The following is a 26,344-nucleotide window of genomic DNA, read 5'->3' as shown; positions in this document are numbered from 1 at the left end:
TCACCCTGATCTCTGATCTCCTGACGGCACCGCCGTCGAGATCACCTGACGGCACCGCCGTCGACGAAAGCGTGGGAGGGCCGGCCAGGCCCCGACCACTACTGAACCATTCACCACTGCAGACGAGACACACTGCGGTGAGAAGTTAGGACAGAAGAAATGGCAAAGCGCAGCAAGGCGTATCTCGCCGCCGCTGAGAAGGTCGACTTCGACAAGCTGTACAGCCCGCTGCAGGCTGCGAAGCTGGCGAAGGAGACGTCGTCGAGCAAGATGGACGCGACCGTCGAGGTTGCCGTCCGTCTGGGCGTCGATCCCCGCAAGGCGGACCAGATGGTCCGCGGCACGGTCAACCTGCCGCACGGCACCGGTAAGACTGCCCGCGTCATCGTGTTCGCCGTCGGTGAGAAGGCCGCCGAGGCCGAGGCCGCCGGAGCCGACGCCGTCGGCGCCGAGGACCTCATCGAGCGGATCCAGGGCGGATGGCTCGATTTCGACGCCGCCATCGCGACCCCCGATCAGATGGCCAAGGTCGGCCGCATCGCCCGCGTCCTCGGACCGCGTGGCCTGATGCCGAACCCGAAGACGGGCACAGTGACGGCTGACGTCACGAAGGCCGTCGCGGACATCAAGGGCGGAAAGATCAACTTCCGCGTCGACAAGCAGGCCAACCTGCACTTCGTGATCGGCAAGGCGTCGTTCGACGACGCCAAGCTGGTGGAGAACTACGGCGCCGCGCTGGACGAGATCCTGCGTGCGAAGCCGTCCTCCGCGAAGGGCCGCTACGTCAAGAAGGTCACCGTTTCGACCACCACCGGCCCGGGCATCCCGGTGGACCCGAACCGCACCCGCAACCTTCTCGAGGATGCCGACGCGTAAGTCTCGCTTCACACAGTTCGGCCGGTACGGAAATCTTCCGTACCGGCCGAACTGCATTTCCGGGGTCAGTCTGCGTCGATCGGCTCCGGTGCGGGGTGCTTCCGCCAGGCCAGCATCACGGAATCCGTGCGCGCCGGCGCCCACGGCATGAAGATCGCGACGACGACCGCGCAGACGACGACGGCGCCGGCAGCGACGAGCGACGCGGTGTGCGAGCCCTGCAGGACCGTCGTCTTCATGGTGAGGATGAGATTCTCACGCTGCTGTTCGAGGAACGGCGGGATCGGCCGCTTACGGATCTCCAGCACACTCAGGACCGTGGCCCGCGCGAAGCCCTTGTCGTCCTCGTTCATCAAACTCGCCGGGATCCGGTCCAGCAGCGGACCCATCGTCGTGGCGTAGTACGACGCGACGATCGATCCGAGCACGGCGACGCCGAGTGTGCCCCCGATCTCCCTGGTCGTGTCGTTCACCGCCGAACCGGCTCCGGCCTCGTCGAGGGGAAGTGACGCCATGATCGACTCGGTCGCGGGACCCTGCACGACGGCCAAGCCGAGCGCCATCGACACCATCGACGGGAGCACGTCCGTCAGGTAGCTGCTGTCGACGGCCACCTGACCGCCGAGGTACAGGCCGACGCCGGTGAGGAGAAGTCCGAACACGATGACGGGGGTCGTCCCGATTCGCTGGGCGAGCAGTGTCGCGACGGGTGCGCCGACCGCCACGGACACGGCGAAGGGCAGCGATGCGACGCCGAACTCGAACGGTGTGTATTCGCGGACTCCCTGGAAGTACTGCGTGATGAGGAACAGGAAGCCGAACATGGAGAAGTAGCCGATCGCGATCGCGAGCGCGGGGAGCGAGAACCTGCGGTTGCGGAACAAGCGGAGGTCGAGGATCGGGTGCTCGGTGCGCAACTCCCAGAAGACGAATCCGGCCAGCACCGCGACCGAGACAGCGACGGCGCCGACCGTCACGGGCGACGCCCACCCGTGGTGCGGGGCCTCGATGATTGCCCACACGAGCACGGTGATTCCGGTGATCGAGGCGGCGATTCCGACGAGGTCCATGCGTCCGACGACGGAGGCGCGCGACTCCGGCACCAGCAGCAGCGTTGCCGCTGCCGCGATGACGGCGATCGGCACGTTGATCCAGAAGACCGAGTGCCAGCTGAAGTGCTCGAGCAGCCATCCACCGGCCATCGGACCGATGGCGATTGCGAACCCTGCCATCGCGGTCCACGCGGCGATGGCCAGTGCCCGTTCCCGCACGTCGGTGAAGATGTTGATGACGAGGGCGAGGGTCGCGGGAAAGACGGCGGCCGCGAACACGCCCATCGCCGCGCGGGCAGCGATGACCTGGCCGAGACTCTCGGCGTTGGCTCCGGCGATCGACATGACGGCGACGCCGATCAGCCCGATGATCATGACGCGCCGCCGGCCGTAGCGGTCGCCGAGGTTGCCGAACGCCAGCAACAGACCGGCGAAGGTCAGGGTGTAGGCGTCGACGACCCATTGGAGCCCACTGACGCTGGTGCGGAGTTCTACGCCGATGGAGGGGAGCGCGACGTTGACGATGGTGTTGTCGAGCACGACGAGCAGTTCGGCCAGGCAGATCACGGCGAGCGCGAGGAAGCGGCGCGTCCGGGAGCCGGCCACGACGGCACGGGCTTCGAGGAGTGTCATGTCTCGAAGCTAGACCATATATGTGACGCTCCGTAACAGGTAATTCGAGGCGGTCGGGGTCTGATGAACCACATCGATACGCGAATAGTGAGGTGCGTCACTCGTCACCGACCGGGTTCGAGTCGCGATTTGGCGGTTGTGCAGGGCATGCCGTAATCTGTCGTGCGGAGTTCAATGCAGTATTTGAGCTTCACCCCAAATCATGTTCTACCCAAGACCGTTGGTGATCGTCTCCCGCAAGGGTGCGATTGAAAGTCCGGGAATGTCCGGCGGCCCACGCAGGAGGACGAGGTAGGGGGATGCGTATCGGTCACGTGTGTGCGCTGACCGAATGGCTTCCTTTCACGCCCCGTGTGCCCTGCACCGGGGCGTTTTGCATGTCGTGGATTGTGTGCTCCGGGATACCGGCGGTGCGCAGCGGTTCCGAAGTGGGATAACGACTGTCATGAGAGGAGGCGAAGTATGGCAAAGCCTGAGAAGGTTTCCGCGGTTGCGGAGATCACCGAGCAGTTCAAGGGTTCGACCGCTGCTGTGATCACGGAATACCGTGGTCTGACGGTGGGCAACATCACGACACTGCGACGCGCTCTCGGAGAAGGTGCCACCTACTCCGTCGCCAAGAACACCCTGGTCAAGCGTGCCGCTGCTGAAGCGGGCGTCGAGGGCCTTGATGACCTTTTCGTCGGTCCGACCGCCATTGCATTCATCAAGGGCGAGCCCGTCGATGCTGCGAAGGCTCTGAAGAACTTCGCGAAGGACAACAAGGCGCTCATCATCAAGGGCGGCTACATGGACGGCGCTGCGCTGTCCGTGGACGAGGTCAACAAGATTGCGGACCTCGAGTCCCGCGAGATCCTGTTGGCCAAGCTCGCCGGCGCGATGAAGGGCAACTTGGCAAAGGCCGCAGGCCTGTTCAACGCTCCTGCTTCGCAGGTGGCCCGTCTGGCCGCCGCGCTGCAGGAAAAGAAGGCCGCAGAAGGCGGAGCTGCCGAAGCTCCCGCCGAGGCTGCAGCCGAAAGCTGATCCGCACCCGCGCATCACTGCTATAACCCCGCCCGGTCGCGGATCAGCGACATGGGACTTACAGGAAGGACCGCCACAATGGCGAAGCTCAGCACCGAAGAGTTGTTGGACCAGTTCAAGGAGCTCACCCTCCTCGAGCTCTCGGAGTTCGTGAAGGCGTTCGAGGAGACCTTCGAGGTCACCGCTGCCGCTCCGGTTGCCGTTGCTGCTGCCGGCGCCCCGGCTGCTGCCGCTGACGCTGCCGAGGAGCAGGACGAGTTCGACGTCATCCTCGAGTCGGCCGGTGACAAGAAGATCCAGGTCATCAAGGTCGTCCGTGAGGTCGTTTCCGGCCTCGGCCTGAAGGAAGCCAAGGACCTCGTCGAGGGTGCTCCGAAGGCCATCCTGGAGAAGGTTGCCAAGGACGCGGCCGAAGCCGCCAAGGAGAAGCTCGAGGCTGCCGGCGCGAAGATCTCCGTCAAGTAGGACGGTTTCACCCGCGCTGCTCACCGAGTAGACGAAAGGGCCACTTCCCACACGTGGGAAGTGGCCCTTTTTCGTGTCCGCAGACGCCTTCGGAGTGTCGAGAATAGTGGCCGAAACCTGGACGCGCGACCAAAAATTTCGCTACCGTTATCCCAGTTCAGACACGTTGTTTTGCATTGTGGGACCCGCTGTTGGCATCTTTCTTACTCATGAGTAGCATAGCCTGTCACAGGTAACACTCCGATGCGATAGAGTGACCCAACCCACACGGGGTGAGTGCATCGGACGGTCGCGGAGGTAATGGTGGGAGTCGAGGTTTCCGTCGAGGGACTTACCAAGTCTTTCGGCTCGCAGAGGATCTGGCAGGACGTCACGTTGACTCTTCCGGCCGGTGAGGTGAGTGCGTTGCTGGGCCCGTCGGGTACGGGTAAGTCGGTGTTTCTGAAGTCGCTGATCGGTCTGCTCCGTCCGGAGCAGGGGTCGATCGTGATCGACGGCACCAACATTCTCGAGTGCTCCTCGAAGGAGTTGTACGAGATCCGGAAGTTGTTCGGGGTGCTGTTCCAGGACGGTGCGCTGTTCGGGTCGATGAACCTGTTCGACAACGTGGCGTTCCCGTTGCGGGAGCACACCAAGAAGTCCGAGTCCGAGATCCGCAAGATCGTGATGGAGAAGATGGAGCTGGTCGGTCTGCTCGGGGCCGAGGACAAGCTGCCGGGGGAGATCTCCGGTGGTATGCGCAAGCGTGCCGGGCTGGCGCGGGCGCTGGTGCTGGATCCGCAGATCATTCTGGTGGACGAGCCCGACTCCGGCCTCGACCCCGTCCGCACCACCTACATTTCGCAGACGTTGATCGACATCAACGCGGAGATCGATGCGACGATTCTGATCGTGTCGCACAACATCAATCTGGCGCGGACGGTGCCGGACAACATCGGGATGTTGTTCCGGCGGCATCTGGTGATGTTCGGTCCGCGGGAGGTGCTGCTGACCAGTGAGGAGCCGGTGGTCAAGCAGTTCCTGAACGGCACGATGATCGGTCCGATCGGGATGTCGGAGGAGAAGGACGAGGCGCAGATGGCGCAGGAGCAGGCGATGGTCGATGCCGGTCACCATGCCGGTGGCGTCGACGATGTGGAGGGGATCGTTCCGCAGATGAAGGCGACGCCGGGGATGCCGTTCCGCCAGGCCGTGGCCCGCCGCCAGGAGCGGGTGCGGCACATCATGCACACGTTGCCGGAGAACGCCCAGATCGCGATCCAGGAAAGCCTCGACGAGACCTCCGGCGGAAACGGCGGCGGAGGCTACGACTACGCATACAGCCAGGAAGATACGCAGGTCATCCCCGCATACCGGGGTGAAGGGTACGAAAACACCACTCACGGACAAGGGTAGGCATAACGGATGGGGGTTACCCGCAGCTCGGTCTTGCGGCCGGTCAACGGTGCGCTGACGCAGGCCGGGAATATCGTCGAGCTCTTCGTCGACGTCGCACGAAACACGTTCAAACGGCCGTTCCAATTCCGTGAGTTCATCGAACAGGCCTGGTTCATCGCCAGCGTCACGATTCTGCCCACTGCGATGGTCGCGATTCCGTTCGGTGCAGTGGTGTCACTGCAGACCGGATCGCTCATCAAGCAGCTCGGAGCCGAGTCGTTCACGGGAGCGGCCAGCGTTCTCGCCGTCATCCAGCAGGGTTCGCCGCTGGTGACGGCACTGCTGGTGGCCGGAGCTGCGGGGTCGGCGGTCACGGCGGATCTCGGTGCGCGGACGATCCGCGAAGAGATCGACGCCATGGAAGTGCTCGGTATCAACCCGATTCAGCGACTCGTCGTGCCTCGGGTGCTCGCGATGGTCCTCGTCGCGATCCTGCTCAACGGCCTCGTGTCGGTGGTCGGCATCGCCGGTGGCTACTTCTTCAACGTCATTCTCCAAGGGGGTAATCCCGGTGCGTACCTGGCATCGTTCTCGGCTTTCGCGCAGCTTCCCGACATCTGGGTCGGCGAGCTCAAGGCGGCCGTCTTCGGTGTCATCGCCGGTGTCATCGCCGCGTACAAGGGACTCCATCCGAAGGGCGGACCCAAGGGCGTCGGTGACGCAGTGAATCAGTCTGTGGTCATCACGTTCCTGCTGTTGTTCTTCGCGAACCTGATCCTGACCATGGTGTACCTCCAGATCGTTCCGGCGAAGGGATCGTGACCCGATGACAATCGCCAAGGGACGCGGTGACCGGACTCTGATGGCGGCACGCCGAGTCGGTCGTGCGCCACTGAACGTGCTCGACAAGGCCGGCGAGCAGATGTCGTTCTACGCCAGGGCCATTGCCTGGTCGCCGCACACACTCGTGCACTACCGCAAGGAAGTGCTCCGTCTCCTCGCCGAGGTGACGTTCGGCAGCGGCGCGCTCGCCGTCATCGGCGGCACCATCGGTGTCATCGCGATGATGTCCGGCTTCACCGGCGTCGTCGTCGGTCTGCAGGGATTCGCCGCGCTCGAACAGCTCGGCAGCTCGGTACTCACCGGCTTCCTGTCCGCCTACGTGAACACCCGTGAGATCGCGCCAATCGTTGCGGCACTCGCACTCTCGGCCACCGTCGGTTGTGGTTTCACCGCACAGCTCGGCGCCATGCGGATCTCGGAGGAGATCGACGCGCTGGAGGTCATGGCGGTGCCGAGTGTGCCGTTCCTCGTGACCACTCGCATGATCGCGGGCTTCGTGGCGGTCATCCCGCTGTACATCGTCGGTCTGCTCGCGGCCTATCTCGCGTCCCGGATCATCAGCACCGTGTTCAACGGGCAGTCGACCGGTTCGTACGACCACTACTTCAACTTGTTCCTGCCACCGCAGGACGTGCTGTATTCGTTTGCGAAAGTGCTGATCTTCGCGTTCGTGCTCATCCTGATCCACTGCTACTACGGCTATCACGCGTCGGGTGGTCCTGCCGGTGTGGGTGTGGCCGTGGGTAGGGCGGTGCGCACCGCGATCGTCACCATCGCCGTTCTCGACTTCTTCCTCAGCCTCGCCATCTGGGGCACGACGACCACAGTGAGGGTGGCCGGATGAGCAACACGACATCTGTCGCGGGCCGACGGGTGCTGGGGCTTGTGTTCTTCCTGGTCCTCGCGCTGTTCCTGGCATTCACCATCGGCATGTTCAACAAGACGTTCACCAAGGTCGTCAAAGTCGACCTCCTCACCGATACCGCGGGAAATGCCCTGCCGCCGAACGCGGACGTCAAGGTTCGTGGCCTCATCGTCGGGGAGGTGCGCTCGGCCTCCACGTCGGAGGGCGAGGTCACCCTCGCTCTCGCGATCCAGCCGGACAAGGCGCCGCTGATCCCGTCCAACGCGACGGCGCGACTGCTGCCCAAGACGTTGTTCGGCGAACGGTATGTGTCGCTGATCGTTCCGGAGGGCGACACGGCCCCGCCGATCCAGGCCGGGGACACGCTGCGTCAGGACAAGAGCGGCAACGCCGTCGAGGTCGGCGAGGTTCTCGACGGACTGCTGCCGCTGCTGCAGGCGATTCCGCCGCAGGATCTGGCGAACACCCTCGGTGCGCTGTCGCAGGGGTTGAGTGGCCGCGGCGCCGAACTCGGCCTCACGCTGGACCGGCTCGAGGAGATCTTCGGCGGATTGAATACCGAACTGCCCGCCATTCAAGAGGATCTGCGCGGTCTGGCCGATTTCTCGCAGACGTATTCGGAGGCGGCGCCCGAGCTGGTGAACGCGCTCGACAACCTGCGGACCACCGGAAACACCGTGGTGGAGAAGCAGGGTGAGATCACCACACTGCTCGCCTCGCTGACCGGAACCGCATCGAGCACCGCCGATCTGCTCCAGACCAACGCCGAATCGATCGTCAGCATCGCCGCCGATTCGCGCGAGGCGCTGCAGATCCTGGGCCGCTACTCGCCGAGCTTCGGCTGCACGTTCGCGGGCTTCGCGAAGTCCGCACCCGTCGCCCGTGAGCTACTGGCCCCGGACGATCCGTACCCGGGCGTGCGGGCCAGTGTGCAGTTCGTCAACCCGAAGGGCCGTTACGTGCCCAACCAGGACGAGCCGCGCCTGCTCGACGACCGCGGACCGGCGTGCTACGACAACGTGACCGCACCGGGCGGGAAGTTCCCGCAGTACCCGGGTGGGTCCTCCTACAACGACGGTGCCTACCAGGTGCCTTCGCGTAATCCCGGTCCGTCGACCATCGACTTCCTCCCGGCGCCGGCGGGTGTTCCCGATCAGGTGCCGGGGTACGGAGCCCAGGTCACGCCCGCGAGTTACGCGGGTTCGAAGATGGAGCAGGACACGTTGGACGTCGTGTACGGCGAGGCCGGCGGCATGGCGCCGGAGGACGTGCCGAGCTGGACGACACTCGTCGGCGCGCCGACCATGAGGGGGACTGAGGTGAGCTTCAAGTGAGGGGCCTGACTGCACCACTGGTCAAGCTGATCGTGTTCGCCGTGGTCACGATCCTGGCGACCGGTCTGCTCGCCGCCACCATCGCCAACCTCGGCGGCGGAGGTGGCACCAAGTTCAACGCGATCTTCTCGGACGTCACCTCGCTCAACGAGGGCGACGAGGTGCGCATCGCCGGTGTGCGGGTGGGTCAGGTCGAGAAGATCTCGATCCACGACGACCGCGAGGCCGAGGTCCAGTTCTCGGTCTCGGAACGGGACTGGCTTCCGGCCAGCACCACCGCGACCATCCGCTTCCGGAACCTCGTGGGCCAGCGCTACATCGCCCTCGAACAGGGTGAGGGCCAGCAGGGGATGAAGATGAACGGCGGCGACACCATTCCGATGGAGCGGACCAAGCCTGCCGTCAACCTCACCACGCTGTTCGACGGTTTCCGGCCGCTGTTCCAGACTCTCAGCGCCGACGACGTGAACAAGCTGTCGTACCAGATCATCCAGGTGTTCCAGGGTGAGTCGGGGACCATCACGGAACTCGTCAAGAACACGGCCAGCCTCACCAACACCGTCGCCGACAAGGATCGGGTGATCGGTGCGGTGATCAACAACCTCAACAGCGTGCTCGCCACGGTGAATCAGCGTGACGATCAACTCGATTCGCTGATCGTCAACACCCAGCAGCTCGTCACGGGGTTGGCCGACGATCGGGGGACGGTCGGTTCGGCGGTGACATCCCTCGCCGGGCTCACCGACGCGACGGCCGATCTGCTCGAACCCACCCGACCGTCCATCCAGGAATCCATCACGTCGCTGAACACGCTGGCGACGACGTTGAACCGTAACTCCGACACCGTCAACAGCGTCCTCCAGACGCTCCCGGTGAAGCTCGAAAAGCTCGGCCGGGCAGCCAGTTACGGATCCTGGTTCCAGTTCTACCTCTGTGGAGTCGACATCGTCGCAGGACCTGGCACCGCGCCCCAACTGAACCTGCCCACGGGCTTGCCCACCGTCAACCAGCCGCTGTATACGAACTCGGCCAAACGGTGCACACAGGACGGCCTACAGGAGTTGCAGACACGATGAGCAGACGTCGCAGCCCGGCAGTGGCTGGTGCCCTCGGCATTCTCGTGGTGCTGTTGGCCACCCTGTCGGCATTCTTCCTCGATTCGCTGCCGTTCATCGGCGCCGGGTCCACCTACCACGCCGAATTCACCGAGGCCGCCGGACTCAAGCCCAGCAACGAGGTGCGTATCGCGGGTGTCAAGGTCGGCAAGGTCACGTCCGTCGAACTCGACGGCGACCACGTCGACGTCGCGTTCAAGGTGTCGGATGCGTGGGTCGGCGACGAGACGTCGGCATCCATTCAGATCAAGACGATCCTCGGTCAGAAGTACCTGGCCCTCGACCCCCGCGGCTCCGACACGCTGAACCCGAGCGACGCGATCCCGTTGGACCGCACCACGTCTCCGTACGACGTGATCGAAGCGTTCTCCGCTGCCGCGCAGACCGTGGGAGACATCGACTCCGACCAACTCGCGCAGAGTATGGTCACGCTGTCGCAGGCGTTCGAGGGGACTCCCACGGAGATCCGCGCGTCCCTGGACGGCGTCAGCAGGCTGTCGCAGACCATCGCCAGCCGCGACCAGGAACTGCAGAAGTTGTTCGACGCGACCGGCAAGACCACCAAGGTCCTCGCCGACCGCAACGCCGAATTCAACCGGCTGATCAGCGACGCCGGTCTGCTGCTCGGTGAGCTCAACAGCCGTCAGCAGTCGATCTCCCAGTTGCTCACCGGAACACAGCGCCTGTCGCAGCAATTGACCGGACTCGTGCACGACAACGAGGCCGCCATCGGTCCCGCGCTCGAGCAGCTCGACGGCGTCGTCGAGATCCTCAAGGCCAATAACGAGAACTTGGACAAGGCGATGAAACTGTACGAACCCTTCGTCCGCCTCTACACGAACGTGGTCGGTAACGGCCGCTGGTTCGACCAGGTCGTGGTGAACCTCCTGCCGCCCGGTCTGCCCGACATTCCCGGTCCGCGCGAGCCCGTCCGCACGTTGGGGGGTAACTGATGGCAGACGTCGACAACGGAGCCGACCGCGGAGGACGCGGCGGCGTCGCCCTCATCGTGGGAATCGTCATCGTCGCGCTGGTGATCGCCGGCGCCCTGTGGTGGGTGTTCACCCGGGCAGGCACCACGAAGATCACCGCGTACTTCGACAAGTCGGTGGGTATCTACGAGGGCTCCGATGTGCGGGTCCTCGGTGTGAAGGTCGGATCGGTCGACGGCGTGGAGCCGCAGGGCGATCAGGTGAAGGTCGACATGCGCGTCGATCGCGGCGTCGACATTCCCGCCGACGCGAAAGCCGCTCAGGTCACCCCGTCGGTGGTGTCGGACCGCTACATCCAGCTCGCGCCCGCGTACACGGGGGGCGACACGATGCAGAGCGGTGCCGTGATCTCACGGGACCGTACCGCGACCCCGGTCGAGGTCGACCAGTTGTACGCGAGCATCGAGGAGCTCTCGACCGCACTCGGTCCGAACGGGGCGAACAAGGACGGCGCGCTGTCCCAGTTCGTCGAGACCGGTGCCGCCAACCTCGACGGCAACGGTGAGGCGCTGGGGCAGAGCATCACTCAGCTGTCCGACGCGGCCCGCACCCTCAACGAGAGTCGCGGCGACCTGTTCGACACCGTCAAGAACCTCCAGGTGTTCGTCGGCGCGCTGGCGGCCAACGATCAGCAGGTCCGTGACTTCAACTCGCAGCTCTCCGATTTGTCCGGGTTCCTGGCGGGGGAGCGGGAGAACCTCGGCGCCGCCCTCAACCAGCTCGCGATCGCACTCGGCGACGTCTCGAAGTTCGTGGCGGACAACAGGGACATCCTCGCCGAGAACGTGAACGATCTGGTTCCTGTGACGCAGACCCTCGCCGACAACCGCGAGTCGCTCGTCAACTCGCTGACGCTGCTCCCGCTGGCGATCAGCAACCTGGCCAACTCGTACGACGCGGAGTCGGGCAACCTGGCCTCGCGCCTGGCGTTTCCGGATCTGCAGGATCCGGCGGGCGTGGTCTGCAAGTTGATCGACCTCGGCAAGCTGGTTCCCGGCGACCCGCGTTTCGAGCAACTCGGGCGTCAGATGCAGCCGCTGATCGACAATTGCACCAACGTCACGTCCCAGATCACGCAGTCGGCGAAGTCTCCGTCGCTGGTGCTTCCGTTCGGGATCATGAGTGCAGACAACATTCAGCGGACGGTCACGCCCGGCACGGTACCGGGTGTCGTGTCGCCGCGATTCGAGAGCGCAACGGGTGGTGAGGGCGAATGAAGCGGTCGGTAATCCTCGGCGCCGGCGCGTGCGCCGTCGCCATCGCGGTGAGCTCCTGCTCGTCGGAGGGAATCTACGGAGTCCCTCTCCCCGGCGGCCCGGACGTCGGCAACGATCCGATGCACCTGACGATCCAGTTCGACGACGTCCTCGACCTCGTTCCGCAGTCCGCCGTCAAGGTCGACGGTGTCCCCGTGGGCCGGGTCGAATCCATCAAGGTGGCTCCGGACGGTTGGACTGCCGACGTGGCGGTCGTCCTCGACTCGTCCGTCGACCTCGCAGCCAACGCCGTCGCCGCCATCGAGCAGACCAACCTGCTCGGTGAGAAGTTCGTCCAGCTGTCCGAGCCGCCGGAGGACAAGGATCCCGCGCGGCTCGAAGACGGCGACACGATCCCATTGGATCGCACGCGCCACGCCACCGAGATCGAGCAGGTACTCGGCGCGTTGTCACTGCTGCTCAACGGTGGCGGTGTCGGACAGTTGCAGCCGATCGTGCACGAACTGACCACCGCCCTCGACGGCCGTCAGGATCGGGTCCGGGGACTCCTCGAGCAGACGAACACGCTCATCGATGGACTCAACCAGCAGCGTGACGACATCACCCGCGCCCTGGACGGACTCGATGCATTGACCACCCGCGTGGACGAACAGAACGAGAAGATCGGGCTGATCCTCGATCAGCTCCCGATCGCCACCGAAGTTCTCAACCAGCAGCGCCCGCAGCTCACCCAGATGCTGACGCAACTGGACCGGCTCGGCACCGTCGGAACCGACGTGATCAACAGGTCGAAGAACGATCTGATCGCAGACCTCCTCGCGCTGCGGCCGACGCTCAAGGCGCTCGCCGACTCGGGCGACAACCTGCCCAACTCGCTTGCGTTCATCCCGACCGTTCCCTTCCCGGACGGTGTAGAGAAGATCGCGCTCGGTGGATCGGTCAACCTGTTCCTCAGTGTCGACCTGCAGATCGGCGACGCACTGAGCGCGCTGGGCGTCGGTCAGGGCAACCCGGTGTACGTGCCGCCGAAGTTCGGTGAACCCAAGCCGATCGTGGACCCGTCGAACCCGTACTACAACGGCAACGGGCCGAAGCCGGGCTGGCCGACGGTGTCGCTGCTGCCGATTCCGCCGATCATCCCCGCCCCGACAGGTCTGCGGATCCCGGGTCTTCCCGGGGCGGCACCTGCGGCCGGCAACGGTGGCGCGGGGAACGGCACGACGGACGGCCAGGCGCCGTTGCCGCAGAACCCACTCGGGGGACTGCTGGAGCAGTTCGGAATCGGGGGTGGACAGTGAGGTCACGACTGGTCAGGATCCAGCTCGTCGCGTTCGCCGTCGTGGCGATGCTCGGGCTGGTCTACGTCGGTGCCAAGTATGTTCGCCTCGACAACCTGCTCGGGTTCGGCGAATACGCCGTGAACGCGCAGTTCAAGGACTCCGGCGGTATCTTCACCAACGCCGAGGTCACGTACCGGGGTGTTCCCGTCGGGCGTGTCGGCGACCTGTCGCTGACGTCGGACGGTATCAACGTCGAGTTGAAGATCTCCTCGGGCGGTCCTGACATTCCGGCGTCGGCCAAAGCCGTCGTCGCCAACCGGTCCGCGATCGGTGAGCAGTACGTGGACCTGCAGCCCGACACCGACCAGGGACCGTATCTGGAAGACGGCTCGGTGATCACCGAGGCCGACACCTCGACACCGGTTCCGGTCGAGCAGGTGCTCATGGCCACGGACGGGTTGGTGAGGTCGGTTCCGGTCGACTCGCTGCGCACGGTCGTCACGCAGCTGGGAACGGCGTTCAACGGCAAGGGTGAGGATCTGCAGACCCTCGCGGATTCTCTCTCGACGCTGACGAAGGACGGACTCGACGTCCTCCCGCAGACGCTGGCCCTCATCCGGGACAGCAAGACGGTTCTGGCGACACAATCCGATCAATCGTCGGCGATCGTCCAATTCAGTTCGGACCTCGACGCGGTGGCCGCGCAGCTGCGCACCAGCGACCCCGACATCCGCTCGATCATCGACAAGGGAATTCCGGCGAGCGACGAGATCGGTCAACTGGTGAACGAGACCGGTCCGAGTCTCACCACCGACCTGACGAACCTTGCCGCGGTCGGCGACAAGCTGGCCCCGCAGGCGATCGCGCTGCGGCCGATCCTGATGTTCCTGCCCGCCATCGCGGCGTCCGCGTCGACCGTGGCACCGGGCGACGGCACCGTGCACCAGGGCATCGTCCTGGAGACCAACAACCCGCCGTCGTGCACACTCGGTTACGAAGGGACGCAGGAGACCCTGGCCGAGATGAAGCGGCAGAACCCGAACTTCGACGACACCCAGCAGGACTTCCCGTTCAATACGAAGGCCAATTGCGACGCTCCCCAGGGAAGCGTGACAGGTGTCCGAAGTGCAGACCGCATCGTGTTCGCCGATCCGGACACGATCCAACCGTGGGATTTCAAGCCGAAGGTCATGCCTGACACTCTCAACTTGAATCCCATCGCTACGCAGCTCGCGCCGCTCCTCGGGGTTACTCCCAAGTAGTATTCGGTTCTCACCGAGGGCGGGTAGAAGAAAACAATCAGTAGGGTATTGGTGTGACGCGAATTACCACGCCCCCGGAGTCGGGACAACCGGCTCCGGGGAAGGACAGAACGTTGAAGGCCTCGTTTGCCGCGGTGACCGCACTGGTGGTGATCGCGGTTGTCGCAGCCGGATGGTTCGGCTTCGGGTGGGCGCGCGCTCTCTTCGTGGACAAGCCGATCGCCGACGCACGCGACTCCGCGCTGGCGGGCGCCCAGCAGGCCGCGATCAACCTCAATTCGGTCGATTCCGCGGACCTCGACGGATCCTTCGAGAACATGAAGTCGTCCATCACGGGCGACAAGATGAACCAGGATCTGCAGTCGACGATGGACGGGTTCACCGACCAGATGCGTCAGTCGGGAGCGGCGAGCAAGGCCGAATTGATCCAGGGCACGCTCACCGAGTTGAACACGGACGACGGCACCGCCAAGGCGCTGGTCGTCGTGGCTGTCACCACCACCTGGCCGGACCGCTTCGACAAGGCCAAGGTGACGATGCGGATGGACGTCGAGGACGTGGACGGGGTCTGGAAGGCGTCGTCGGTGGAACCGGTGGGCGGACGTATTCCGCTCGAGAGCGGTCCGGTACCCGCCGCCGCGGCCCCCGCACCCACCGATCAGGCTCCCGCTCCCGCTCCCGCCGAGCAGGCGCCGGCCCCCGAGGGTGACAGCGGCGGCCAGTAGTTCCGATGTGCCACAGCGGCGTGCCGCTGTGGTGTCCACGTCGACGACAGCTCGTCGTGCAATGAGAAAGTGGTGAATTATGCCCCCCAAGCGCCGTAACAACGTGCCGGACAGCGCTGCAAAGGGCAGGCGTCCCCGCGTGGCGGGGACCCGTCAGGTAACGCCGAAGCCGGAACCGGCTGCGAAGCCGGAACCGGCTGCGAAGCCGGACTTGGCGAAGAAGCCGGACTTGGCGAAGAAGCCGGACTTGGCGAAGAAGCCGGAGCCGGTGAAGGCGCCTACGCCGGTCGAGAAGTCGGCCCCGGCGGCGAAGGCGGAGGCCGCATCGACCGCAGTCGCTGCCGCAACGACCGCGACCGCGACCGAGACCGCGAAGCCGGCGTCGGCGGGTAAGACGAAGGTCCCGAACCTCCAGCCGCGCATCGGCAAGCAGCAGGCGCCGCCTGTCGCCGTGACCGCGGCGGCCGGCGATGCCGGTCGCATTACCTGGAAGCTCGTCGGGATTCTCGGCGCCGTGGCGGTGGTGCTCGGTGTGTTCGCGGTCGTCGCGGCGTTCAAGCCCGGCGCGCACATCACGAACACCGCGTGGGTCGACGCGGGAGCGACCGCCGAGGTGACGAAGGCGGGGACCGAGGCGATCGAGACGCTGTACACGTACAGCTACGAGACCATCGATCAGGACTTCGACAAGGCGCGTGGCTACCTCGACGATGCCAAGCGTGCAGAGTTCGACTCCACCGCGGATACCACCAAACAGGCTGCGATCCAGACGAAGACGGCCACCCAGGCGTCCGTCACGGACATCGGGGTGACGGTGCTCGACGGCGACCGCGCCGAGCTTCTGGCGCACATGAACGTCAGCGCCACGGGTGATGCGGTCGCTCAGGGCAGTGCCGCCACTCCGCTGTCGATCAAGATGGAGAAGATCGACGGCAAGTGGGTGCTGTCCGACATCTCCGACAGCGAGGGCTGATTCGGTCAACCAAAAACCATTGTGCCCGAACAGGATTCACGACTGAACGGGAATCTGTTGCCGTGGTGACGGTTTCGGATCATCCGGTGAACCGGGGGTGGGTGGCTTGCGCGCCAGGAATCCCGGCGCCCACCAGTTGGCCTCGCCCATCAGCTTCACGAGGGCGGGAACCAGCATCATGCGGATGACGGTGGCGTCGATGAGCAGCGCCACGATCATGCCGAGCCCGATGAACCGCATCATCGTCAGTTCCGAGAGCGTGAACGCACCGGTGACGACGATCAGCAGTGCGGCGGCCGCCGTCACGATCCGCCCGGTGTGTGCCGTGCCGATCCGCACGGCCTCCTCCGTCGACGCACCCTGGTCGTGGGCCTCGACCATCCGGGACATCAGGAAGATCTCGTAGTCGGTGGAGAGCCCGAACACCACCGCGATGATCAGCACGACCATCGTCGCGGGCAGCGGGCCGGGCGTCACGCCGAGGAAGCCGGCGCCGTGACCGTCCTCGAAGATCCACGTGAGCACGCCGAAGGATGCGGCGAGGCTGAGGGTGGCCATCGCGATCGCCTTCAGGGGCAGCACCACGGACCGGAACGCGAACAGCATGAGGGCGAAGGTGACCGCCACCATGATCCCGATCATCCACGGCAGTCGCGCGGCCATCGCGTCCAGTCCGTCGGTGGTCAGGGCGTTCAACCCGCCCAGCATCTTCACGGTCCCTTCCGGGGGCGGGAGGTCGCGCAGCGCGGCGGTCGTCGCCATGGCCCCCGGTGTCCGGTCTGCGTCGTCGAAGATGGCCCGGATGGCGACGAACGTGCCGGTGGCCCCCACCGGGACCACCCGTTGGACGCCGTCGACCGCGGCCGTCGCCCGGAAGAACTCCGCCGTGGCGGCCGGGGGTGGGGCCTTGCCGTCGCTGCCCTGCAGGATCAGCGTCGCGCCGTTGTTGGCGAGCGGAAAGTTGGCGGCGAGATCCTCGACGGCCAGCCGGAGCGGGTGAGCGGCAGGAAGTCCGGTGTGGTCGAGATCACCGAGCGACGCGCCGGCGAGGGGTGCCGCGAGCACGAGCAGCCCCGCCACGATGCCCGTCGCGATCACGACGGGCCGCCGCATGACCCGGGCGGCGACGCCGCCCCAGAATCGGTGCGCCCGGTCTTCGCCGCGTTCGACCACGCCCGGTCGCCACGTCAGCGAGTTGATGCGCGGACCGAGCAGCGCGAGCGCCGCGGGCAGTGCCGACAGCGACAGCACCGCGGCGATCCCGATGGCCGCCATCCCGCCGTAGGCGAACGACCGGACGATGGCCTGGGGAAAGACGAGCATGCCCACGAACCCGCACACGAGGAGGAGGGCGGAGAACCCCACGGTCCGGCCGGCGGTGGCGAGCGTCCGCCGGACGGCGTCGTCGGTGCGGGCGCCGGACCGCAGCTCCTCGCGGAACCGGGTCACGACGAACAATCCGTAGTCGATGGACATGCCGAGACCGACGAGGCTCGCGATGTTCACAGAGAACGCGCTGACTTCGGTGAAGTACGAGATCACGCGCAGGGCGCCGAGCGCGCCGAGGATCGCGAGACCGCCGACACAGAGCGGGACGGCCGCGCCGACGAGGCCGCCGAAGATGACGAGCAGAAGCAGCAGCAGGAGCGGGAACGACACCGTCTCGGCGCGCAGCAGGTCCCGCTCGGAGGCCTCGTTGAAGGCGTTGGCGGCCGCGCTGAAGCCGCTGAACTCCTGCTCCGTGCCGTCGATGACCAACAGGGGCCGGAGGTCGTGGTACGCGGCGATCCGAGTGTTCTCGTCGCCGTTCAGCGACAGCACCACCAGACCCTCGGTGCCGTCGATGGACCGCAGGAACTCCTTCGCCTGCGGCGGCGCGGACCAGTACGACAGGGGAGTGCCGGCGAGAACTCCGGGGTCGATCTGCGCGAGATGGGCGGCCACGTCGGGCCCGAGATCGTCGAGCGTCGCACCCGGACGGGCGTGGTAGGTCACCGCCAGGTCGGGGGTCTGCCGTCCGAGCGTGCCCTCGATCAGGCTCTCGACGCCCGCGGACTCGCTGCCCGGGTCGGTGTATCCGCCCAGGCTCAGCCGGTCGAACACGCCCGAACCCCACGCCCCGCCGAGCAGCACCAGCAGCACCGTGACGGCGAGGACCAGCGTCGGACGGGCGACGACGAACGAACTCCAGCGCGTCACGGCTCTGCTTCCCTCGAGAAATCGGCTTCCGGTCGCGTGCGCATATTGTTCACCGCCCGTCAGCGGGTGGGAAGGGGTGCCGGAAACGGCCCGCCGGCCGGGCGAAACGACACGACACGCCCCCTAACTCTTGACGCCGCGATGATCACGCGTCACTCTGATGCGTGAACATGCGCAGTGACGCGTGGCCGAGCGCCCGGCTGGGTGCTGTTTCGGGTGCCCGACTCGACATCTACTGAGTTTGGGTGTACTTTTGGACGTTGCGCTGGCTGCCTCCTGTCCACCTCTCGTCCGTACCGCTGCGAAGTGATCCACTCCTCAGCAACTGTGACGAGTTTCGTTCGGGTCGTGACCAGCGAAATTCGAAGCAGATACAGCGGCGGTCGCAACAGCAAGAGCGGCCCGCGTGAGGTGCTGGAAGGACGCATCTTGGCAGTCTCTAGCCAGACCAAGGCAGTTTCCGGAATCCCCGGAGCCCCGAAGAGGGTTTCGTTCGCAAAGATTCGCGAACCCCTCGAAGTTCCCGGGCTTCTTGATCTACAAACCGATTCGTTCGAGTGGTTGATCGGTGCGCAGAGCTGGCGCGAGCGCGCCGCCGCTCGTGGCGACAGCGCAATCTCCGGCGGTCTCGAGGACATTCTCGCGGAGCTTTCCCCGATCGAGGATTTCTCGGGCTCGATGTCTCTGTCCTTCTCGGACCCGCGCTTCGACGAGGTGAAGGCCTCGACGGACGAGTGCAAAGACAAGGACATGACCTACGCGGCGCCGTTGTTCGTCACCGCGGAGTTCATCAACAACAACACCGGTGAGATCAAGAGCCAGACGGTCTTCATGGGCGACTTCCCGATGATGACCGACAAGGGCACGTTCATCATCAACGGCACCGAGCGTGTCGTGGTCTCGCAGCTGGTGCGTTCCCCCGGCGTCTACTTCGACCACTCCGTCGACAAGGGCACCGAGAAAGACCTGCACAGCGTCAAGGTCATCCCCGGCCGTGGTGCGTGGCTCGAGTTCGACGTCGACAAGCGCGACACGGTCGGCGTCCGTATCGACCGCAAGCGCCGCCAGCCCGTCACCGTGCTGCTGAAGGCCCTCGGCTGGACCACCGAGCAGATCACCGAGCGCTTCGGCTTCTCGGAGATCCTCATGGCGACCCTCGAGAAGGACAACACCGCCGGCACCGACGAGGCGCTGCTCGACATCTACCGCAAGCTGCGTCCGGGCGAGCCGCCCACCAAGGAAAGCGCGCAGACGCTCCTGGAGAACCTATTCTTCAAGGACAAGCGCTACGACCTGGCTCGCGTGGGTCGCTACAAGATCAACAAGAAGCTGGGCCTGAACACCGGGCAGCCGATCGTCGCGTCGACCCTCACCGAGGAAGACATCGTCGCCACCATCGAGTACCTGGTGCGCCTGCACGCCGGTGACACCGAGATGACCGCCCCCGGCGGCGTCGCGGTGCCCGTCGAGGTCGACGACATCGACCACTTCGGCAACCGTCGTCTGCGCACGGTCGGTGAGCTCATCCAGAACCAGATCCGCGTGGGCCTGTCCCGCATGGAGCGCGTGGTTCGTGAGCGCATGACCACCCAGGACGTCGAGGCGATCACGCCGCAGACGCTGATCAACATCCGGCCCGTCGTCGCCGCGATCAAGGAGTTCTTCGGAACCTCCCAGCTGTCGCAGTTCATGGACCAGAACAACCCGCTGTCGGGGCTGACGCACAAGCGTCGTCTGTCCGCCCTCGGCCCGGGTGGTCTGTCCCGTGAGCGCGCCGGCCTCGAGGTGCGAGACGTTCACCCGTCGCACTACGGCCGCATGTGCCCGATCGAGACCCCCGAAGGCCCGAACATCGGCCTGATCGGTTCGCTGTCGGTCTACGCCCGGGTCAACCCGTTCGGCTTCATCGAGACGCCGTACCGCAAGGTCGAGAACGGCCAGGTCACCGACCAGGTCGACTACCTCACCGCGGACGAAGAGGACCGCCACGTCGTCGCCCAGGCCAACTCGGCCGTCGACGCCAACGGCCACTTCACCGACGATCGCATCCTGGTCCGTCGTAAGGGTGGCGAGGTCGAGTTCGTCTCGTCCGCCGAGATCGACTACATGGACGTCTCGCCGCGGCAGATGGTGTCCGTCGCGACCGCGATGATCCCGTTCCTGGAGCACGACGACGCCAACCGCGCCCTGATGGGCGCGAACATGCAGCGTCAGGCGGTGCCGCTCGTTCGCAGCGAGGCTCCGCTCGTCGGTACCGGCATGGAGTTGCGTGCCGCCGTCGACGCGGGCGACGTCATCGTCACCGAGAAGACCGGTGTCGTGGAAGAGGTCTCCGCCGACTACGTCACGGTCATGGCCGACGACGGAAGCCGCAAGACCTACCGGATGCGCAAGTTCGCGCGTTCGAACCAGGGCACCTGCGCCAACCAGCGTCCCATCGTGGACGAGGGACAGCGTGTCGAGTCCGGACAGGTCCTCGCCGACGGCCCCTGCACCGAGAACGGTGAGATGGCGCTCGGCAAGAACCTGCTCGTCGCGATCATGCCGTGGGAAGGCCACAACTACGAGGACGCGATCATCCTGTCGCAGCGCCTCGTGGAAGAGGACGTCCTGACCTCGATCCACATCGAGGAGCACGAGATCGATGCCCGCGACACCAAGCTCGGTGCCGAGGAGATCACTCGCGACATCCCGAACGTCTCCGACGAGGTCCTCGCCGACCTCGACGAGCGCGGCATCATCCGTATCGGTGCCGAGGTTCGTGACGGTGACGTGCTGGTCGGAAAGGTCACGCCGAAGGGCGAGACCGAGCTGACCCCCGAGGAGCGCCTGCTGCGCGCCATCTTCGGTGAGAAGGCGCGCGAGGTTCGCGACACGTCGCTGAAGGTTCCCCACGGTGAGACCGGCAAGGTCATCGGCATCCGCGTGTTCTCGCGCGACGACGACGACGATCTGCCCCCCGGTGTCAACGAGCTGGTCCGCGTCTACGTGGCTCAGAAGCGCAAGATCCAGGACGGCGACAAGCTCGCCGGCCGCCACGGCAACAAGGGCGTCATCGGCAAGATCCTCCCGCAGGAGGACATGCCTTTCCTGCCCGACGGCACCCCGATCGACATCATCCTGAACACCCACGGTGTTCCGCGTCGTATGAACATCGGCCAGATCCTGGAGACCCACCTCGGGTGGATCGGCAAGACCGGCTGGAACGTTCAGATCGCCGGCGACGGCTCCCGTCCCGATTGGGCGGAGCAGTTGCCGGAGGAGATGCTGTCGGCGCCTTCCGACTCCAACATCGCCACCCCCGTGTTCGACGGCGCCAAGGAGGACGAGCTCACCGGTCTCCTCGGCTCGACGCTGCCGAACCGCGACGGCGAGGTCATGGTCGCGTCCGACGGAAAGGCCACGTTGTTCGACGGCCGTTCCGGCGAGCCGTTCCCGTACCCGGTCTCGGTCGGCTACATGTACATCATCAAGCTGCACCACCTGGTCGACGACAAGATCCACGCTCGTTCGACCGGTCCGTACTCGATGATCACCCAGCAGCCGCTCGGCGGTAAGGCCCAGTTCGGTGGCCAGCGCTTCGGTGAGATGGAGTGCTGGGCGATGCAGGCCTACGGCGCGGCATACACGCTGCAGGAACTGCTCACCATCAAGTCGGACGACGTGGTGGGTCGAGTCAAGGTGTACGAGGCCATCGTCAAGGGCGAGAACATCCCCGAGCCGGGCATCCCCGAGTCGTTCAAGGTGCTCCTGAAGGAGCTCCAGTCGCTCTGCCTCAACGTGGAGGTGCTGTCCTCGGACGGCGCGGCCATCGCGATGGCCGACGGCGACGACGAGGACCTGGAGCGGGCCGCGGCGAACCTGGGCATCAACCTGTCCCGGAACGAAGCGGCGACGGTCGACGACCTCGCGAACTAGTTTTCGGTCCCCGGGTCACGGAAATCCGTGACCCGGGGGCGTAGTTCACATTTGAATTGGCAGTCAGGAATCGGCGGGCGACCGTTGATCCACAATCCCTCTGGGGAAAGGAAGTTACGTGCTCGACGTCAACTTCTTCGATGAACTCCGCATTGGCCTCGCCAGTGCAGAGGACATCCGCAATTGGTCCTACGGCGAGGTCAAGAAGCCGGAGACCATCAACTACCGCACCCTCAAGCCCGAGAAGGACGGCCTCTTCTGCGAGAAGATCTTCGGCCCCACCCGGGACTGGGAGTGCTACTGCGGTAAGTACAAGCGTGTCCGCTTCAAGGGCATCATCTGTGAGCGCTGCGGCGTCGAGGTGACTCGCGCCAAGGTGCGCCGTGAGCGCATGGGCCACATCGAACTGGCTGCTCCGGTCACGCACATCTGGTACTTCAAGGGCGTGCCCAGCCGTCTCGGCTACCTGCTCGACCTGGCGCCGAAGGATCTCGAAAAGATCATCTACTTCGCCGCGTACGTCATCGTCGGTGTCGACGAGGAACTGCGTCACAACGAGCTGTCCACGCTCGAAGCCGAGATGCAGGTCGAGAAGAAGACCGTCGCCGATCAGCGCGACGCCGACCTCGAGGCCCGCGCTCAGAAGCTCGAAGCCGACATCGCCGAGCTGGAGGCGGAGGGCGCCAAGTCCGACGTCCGCCGCAAGGTCAAGGACGGCGGCGAGCGCGAGATGCGTCAGCTCCGTGACCGCGCGCAGCGTGAGCTGGATCGTCTCGACGAGATCTGGACCACGTTCACCAAGCTCAGCGTCAAGCAGCTCATCGTCGACGAACTGCTGTACCGCGAGCTCGTCGACCGCTACGGCGAGTACTTCACGGGCGCCATGGGTGCCGAGTCGATCCAGAAGCTCATGGAGAGCTTCGACATCGACGCCGAGGCCGAGAACCTCCGCGAGACGATCCGCAGCGGCAAGGGGCAGAAGAAGCTCCGCGCGCTGAAGCGTCTCAAGGTCGTCGCCGCCTTCCAGGCCAACCAGAACTCGCCCATGGGCATGGTTCTCAACGCCGTCCCGGTGATCCCGCCGGAGCTGCGTCCGATGGTTCAGCTCGACGGTGGCCGCTTCGCCACCTCCGACCTGAACGACCTGTACCGCCGCGTGATCAACCGCAACAACCGCCTCAAGCGACTGATCGACCTCGGTGCCCCCGAGATCATCGTCAACAACGAGAAGCGGATGCTGCAGGAGTCCGTGGACGCGCTGTTCGACAACGGCCGTCGTGGCCGTCCCGTCACGGGTCCCGGTAACCGTCCGCTGAAGTCCCTGAGCGACCTGCTCAAGGGCAAGCAGGGTCGGTTCCGTCAGAACCTGCTCGGTAAGCGCGTCGACTACTCAGGTCGTTCCGTCATCGTCGTCGGCCCGCAGCTCAAGCTGCACCAGTGTGGTCTGCCGAAGCTGATGGCTCTCGAGCTGTTCAAGCCGTTCGTGATGAAGCGCCTGGTCGACCTGAACCACGCACAGAACATCAAGTCCGCCAAGCGCATGGTGGAACGTCAGCGCGCACAGGTGTGGGACGTCCTCGAAGAGGTCATCGCCGAGCACCCGGTGCTGCTGAACCGTGCACCGACGCTGCACCGCCTGGGCATCCAGGCCTTCGAGCCGCAGCTGGTCGAGGGCAAGGCCATTCAGCTCCACCCGCTGGTGTGTGAGGCCTTCAACGCCGACTTCGACGGTGACCAGATGGCCGTGCACCTTCCGCTGTCCGCGGAGGCGCAGGCCGAGGCCCGCATCCTGATGCTGTCGTCGAACAACATCCTGTCGCCCGCGTCGGGTCGACCGCTCGCCATGCCCCGTCTGGACATGGTCACCGGTCTCTACCACCTGACCCGGTTGGACGAGGGTGCCACCGGCGAACTCGCGGCGTCGACGAACGACGAGGCGGAGCAGGGCGTGTACTCCTCGCCGGCCGAGGCTCAGATGGCCGTCGATCGCGGTGCGCTCGTCGTGCAGGCGAAGATCAAGGTGCGGCTCACGCAGCAGCGCCCGCCCCGTGACATCGAGGCGGAGCTGTTCCCCGAGGGCTGGAACTACGGTGACGGCTGGACGGCGGAGACGACGCTGGGTCGCGTGCTCTTCAACGAGCTGCTGCCCGCGGACTACCCGTTCGTCAACGAGCAGATGCCGAAGAAGCGTCAGGCGACGATCATCAACGATCTCGCCGAGCGCTACCCCATGATCGTGGTCGCGCAGACCGTCGACAAGCTGAAGGACGCCGGTTTCTACTGGGCCACGCGTTCGGGTGTCACGGTCTCCATCTCCGACGTCCTCGTGCCGCCGGAGAAGGCTCAGATCATGGAGTCCTTCGAGGCTCAGGCCGATCAGATCGAGAAGAAGTACCAGCGTGGTGCCCTGAACAAGACCGAGCGCAACAGCGCCCTGGTCAAGATCTGGTCCGAGGCCACCGACGAGGTCGGTAAGGCCATGGAGGCCCACTTCCCCGACGACAACCCGATCCCGATGATCGTGAAGTCCGGCGCCGCCGGCAACATGACTCAGGTTCGCTCGCTCGCCGGCATGAAGGGTCTGGTCACCAACCCGAAGGGTGAATTCATCCCGCGTCCGATCAAGTCCTCCTTCAAGGAAGGCCTGACCGTTCTCGAGTACTTCATCAACACGCACGGTGCCCGTAAGGGTCTGGCCGATACCGCGCTCCGCACCGCCGACTCGGGTTACCTGACCCGACGTCTGGTGGACGTCTCGCAGGACGTCATCGTCCGCGAGGTCGACTGTGGAACCGAGCGCGGCATCATCACCACGATCGCCGAGAAGCTGGCCGACGGCTCGATGATCCGCGACGCGCACGTGGAGACCAGCACGTACGCCCGCACCCTGGCCGCCGACGCGGTCGACGAGAACGGCAACGTCATCGTCGAGCGTGGACACGACCTGGGCGACCCGGCCATCGACGCGCTGCTCGAGGCGGGCATCACGCAGGTCAAGGTCCGTTCGGTGCTCACCTGCACCACCGGCACCGGCGTCTGCGCCACCTGCTACGGCCGCTCCATGGCCACCGGCAAGCTCGTCGACATCGGTGAGGCCGTCGGTATCGTCGCCGCGCAGTCCATCGGTGAGCCCGGTACGCAGCTGACCATGCGTACGTTCCACCAGGGTGGTGTCGCCGGAGACGACATCACCGGTGGTCTGCCGCGTGTTCAGGAGCTGTTCGAGGCCCGTGTCCCCAAGGGCAAGGCCCCGATCGCCGACGTCAGCGGCCGTGTGCAGCTCGAGGACGGCGACCGCTTCTACAAGATCACCATCGTCCCGGACGACGGTGGCGAAGAGGTTGTCTACGACAAGCTCTCGAAGCGTCAACGTCTGCGTGTCTTCAAGCACGACGACGGCACCGAACGCCTCCTGGCCGACGGTGACCACGTCGAGGTCGGTCAGCAGCTCATGGAAGGTGCTGCCGATCCGCACGAGGTGCTGCGTGTCATGGGCCCCCGTCAGGTGCAGATCCACCTCGTCAACGAGGTCCAGGAGGTGTACCGGAGCCAGGGTGTGTCGATTCACGACAAGCACATCGAGGTCATCGTGCGCCAGATGCTGCGTCGCGTGACGATCATCGACTCGGGCGCCACGGAGTTCCTGCCCGGTTCGCTGACCGAGCGTGCCGACTTCGAGGCGGCCAACCGTCGGGTCGTCGCCGAGGGTGGCGAGCCGGCAGCCGGACGTCCGGTGCTGATGGGTATCACCAAGGCATCGTTGGCGACCGACTCGTGGCTGTCCGCGGCGTCGTTCCAGGAGACCACTCGCGTGCTGACCGATGCGGCGATCAACTGCCGCTCGGACAAGCTGATCGGTCTGAAGGAAAACGTGATCATCGGAAAGCTGATCCCTGCCGGTACCGGTATCAACCGTTACCGCAACATCCAGGTTCAGCCGACCGAAGAGGCCCGTGCTGCGGCGTACGCGGTTCCGTCGTACGACGACCAGTACTACAGCCCGGACGGCTTCGGCCAGAACACCGGTGCCGCGGTGCCGCTGGACGATTACGGTTTCAGCAACGATTACCGGTAGGCGCTCCGCGCCCGTGAGTGGTTGACGAGTCCCAGGACTCGTCGAGCACTCACCATCGGACGAAGGCCCCACCCCTCTCTCTTCGGGGGTGGGGCCTTCATCCGTTTTCCGTATCTTGTC

Annotated in this window: 18 protein-coding genes; 16 read left to right on the top strand and 2 right to left on the bottom strand. The window is 65.4% G+C overall.

What is annotated here, in order from left to right; genetic code table 11:
* The first annotated feature begins 159 nt into the window (after positions 1 to 159).
* Entirely contained in the window at positions 160 to 876 is a 717-nt protein-coding gene (rplA, locus tag ACFTWF_RS28485; protein WP_012688869.1) for a 50S ribosomal protein L1, read from the top strand.
* Between the two features lie 65 nt (positions 877 to 941).
* Here rplA and ACFTWF_RS28480 read toward each other — a convergent pair whose 3' ends face one another.
* Positions 942 to 2,561, bottom strand: a complete 1,620-nt coding sequence (locus ACFTWF_RS28480) for an MFS transporter (protein ID WP_378464483.1) — start codon at positions 2,559 to 2,561, stop codon at positions 942 to 944.
* A gap of 462 nt (positions 2,562 to 3,023) precedes the next feature.
* On the opposite strand from ACFTWF_RS28480, the gene rplJ reads away from it, so the two are divergent.
* The 13 genes from rplJ (at position 3,024) to ACFTWF_RS28415 (ending at position 16,032) form a co-directional block, all read left to right on the top strand.
* A complete protein-coding gene (gene rplJ / locus ACFTWF_RS28475) occupies positions 3,024 to 3,584 on the top strand; it encodes a 50S ribosomal protein L10 (RefSeq protein WP_005252102.1) in 561 nt (186 codons plus the stop codon).
* A 78-nt stretch (positions 3,585 to 3,662) separates the two neighbouring features.
* Complete coding sequence (gene rplL / locus ACFTWF_RS28470) at positions 3,663 to 4,049, top strand: 50S ribosomal protein L7/L12 (protein WP_378464482.1); 387 nt, start codon at positions 3,663 to 3,665, stop codon at positions 4,047 to 4,049.
* Between the two features lie 300 nt (positions 4,050 to 4,349).
* A complete protein-coding gene (locus ACFTWF_RS28465; RefSeq protein WP_072940034.1) occupies positions 4,350 to 5,444 on the top strand; it encodes an ABC transporter ATP-binding protein in 1,095 nt (364 codons plus the stop codon).
* A gap of 9 nt (positions 5,445 to 5,453) precedes the next feature.
* On the top strand, positions 5,454 to 6,248 hold the full coding sequence (locus ACFTWF_RS28460; RefSeq protein WP_005252107.1) for an ABC transporter permease: 795 nt from the start codon (positions 5,454 to 5,456) through the stop codon (positions 6,246 to 6,248).
* A 4-nt stretch (positions 6,249 to 6,252) separates the two neighbouring features.
* Complete coding sequence (locus tag ACFTWF_RS28455) at positions 6,253 to 7,113, top strand: ABC transporter permease (RefSeq protein ID WP_378464481.1); 861 nt, start codon at positions 6,253 to 6,255, stop codon at positions 7,111 to 7,113.
* Positions 7,110 to 8,468: an MCE family protein gene (locus ACFTWF_RS28450; protein ID WP_378464480.1), complete on the top strand. Its 1,359-nt coding sequence runs from the start codon at positions 7,110 to 7,112 to the stop codon at positions 8,466 to 8,468. The genes ACFTWF_RS28455 and ACFTWF_RS28450 overlap by 4 nt, the downstream gene beginning before the upstream one ends.
* Complete coding sequence (locus ACFTWF_RS28445) at positions 8,465 to 9,544, top strand: MCE family protein (protein WP_185725139.1); 1,080 nt, start codon at positions 8,465 to 8,467, stop codon at positions 9,542 to 9,544. Before ACFTWF_RS28450 ends, ACFTWF_RS28445 begins: the two co-directional genes overlap by 4 nt.
* Positions 9,541 to 10,536 (top strand): MCE family protein, encoded by a 996-nt coding sequence (locus tag ACFTWF_RS28440; protein ID WP_378464479.1) that lies wholly within the window; start codon positions 9,541 to 9,543, stop codon positions 10,534 to 10,536. The genes ACFTWF_RS28445 and ACFTWF_RS28440 overlap by 4 nt, the downstream gene beginning before the upstream one ends.
* The gene (locus tag ACFTWF_RS28435; protein WP_378464478.1) at positions 10,536 to 11,792 is read left to right on the top strand and encodes an MCE family protein; all 1,257 of its coding nucleotides are present in this window, start codon (positions 10,536 to 10,538) and stop codon (positions 11,790 to 11,792) included. Before ACFTWF_RS28440 ends, ACFTWF_RS28435 begins: the two co-directional genes overlap by 1 nt.
* Positions 11,789 to 13,090 (top strand): MCE family protein, encoded by a 1,302-nt coding sequence (locus ACFTWF_RS28430; protein WP_378464477.1) that lies wholly within the window; start codon positions 11,789 to 11,791, stop codon positions 13,088 to 13,090. The genes ACFTWF_RS28435 and ACFTWF_RS28430 overlap by 4 nt, the downstream gene beginning before the upstream one ends.
* Positions 13,087 to 14,334 carry an MCE family protein gene (locus ACFTWF_RS28425; RefSeq protein ID WP_378464476.1) on the top strand — a complete coding sequence of 416 codons (1,248 nt, stop codon included), beginning with the start codon at positions 13,087 to 13,089 and terminating at the stop codon, positions 14,332 to 14,334. The genes ACFTWF_RS28430 and ACFTWF_RS28425 overlap by 4 nt, the downstream gene beginning before the upstream one ends.
* Before the next feature lie 134 nt (positions 14,335 to 14,468).
* Entirely contained in the window at positions 14,469 to 15,059 is a 591-nt protein-coding gene (locus ACFTWF_RS28420; protein WP_378464510.1) for a hypothetical protein, read from the top strand.
* Between the two features lie 79 nt (positions 15,060 to 15,138).
* Positions 15,139 to 16,032, top strand: coding sequence for a hypothetical protein (locus tag ACFTWF_RS28415; RefSeq protein WP_378464475.1), 894 nt, complete (start codon positions 15,139 to 15,141; stop codon positions 16,030 to 16,032).
* A gap of 36 nt (positions 16,033 to 16,068) precedes the next feature.
* Here ACFTWF_RS28415 and ACFTWF_RS28410 read toward each other — a convergent pair whose 3' ends face one another.
* Positions 16,069 to 18,231 (bottom strand): MMPL family transporter, encoded by a 2,163-nt coding sequence (locus ACFTWF_RS28410; protein ID WP_378464474.1) that lies wholly within the window; start codon positions 18,229 to 18,231, stop codon positions 16,069 to 16,071.
* Positions 18,232 to 18,642: 411 nt separating this feature from the next.
* Between ACFTWF_RS28410 and ACFTWF_RS28405 the strand changes: the two genes are divergently transcribed.
* Together ACFTWF_RS28405 and ACFTWF_RS28400 are read left to right on the top strand one after the other, a co-directional pair.
* Positions 18,643 to 22,149 carry a DNA-directed RNA polymerase subunit beta gene (locus ACFTWF_RS28405; RefSeq protein ID WP_185729783.1) on the top strand — a complete coding sequence of 1,169 codons (3,507 nt, stop codon included), beginning with the start codon at positions 18,643 to 18,645 and terminating at the stop codon, positions 22,147 to 22,149.
* Between the two features lie 118 nt (positions 22,150 to 22,267).
* Complete coding sequence (locus ACFTWF_RS28400) at positions 22,268 to 26,224, top strand: DNA-directed RNA polymerase subunit beta' (RefSeq protein ID WP_378464473.1); 3,957 nt, start codon at positions 22,268 to 22,270, stop codon at positions 26,222 to 26,224.
* The last annotated feature ends 120 nt before the right edge of the window (positions 26,225 to 26,344 follow it).

The organism is Rhodococcus sp. NPDC056960, from assembly GCF_042674125.1.
Classification (GTDB): Bacteria; Actinomycetota; Actinomycetes; order Mycobacteriales; family Mycobacteriaceae; genus Rhodococcus_F.
This window is presented reverse-complemented; position numbering and strand designations above follow the sequence as displayed.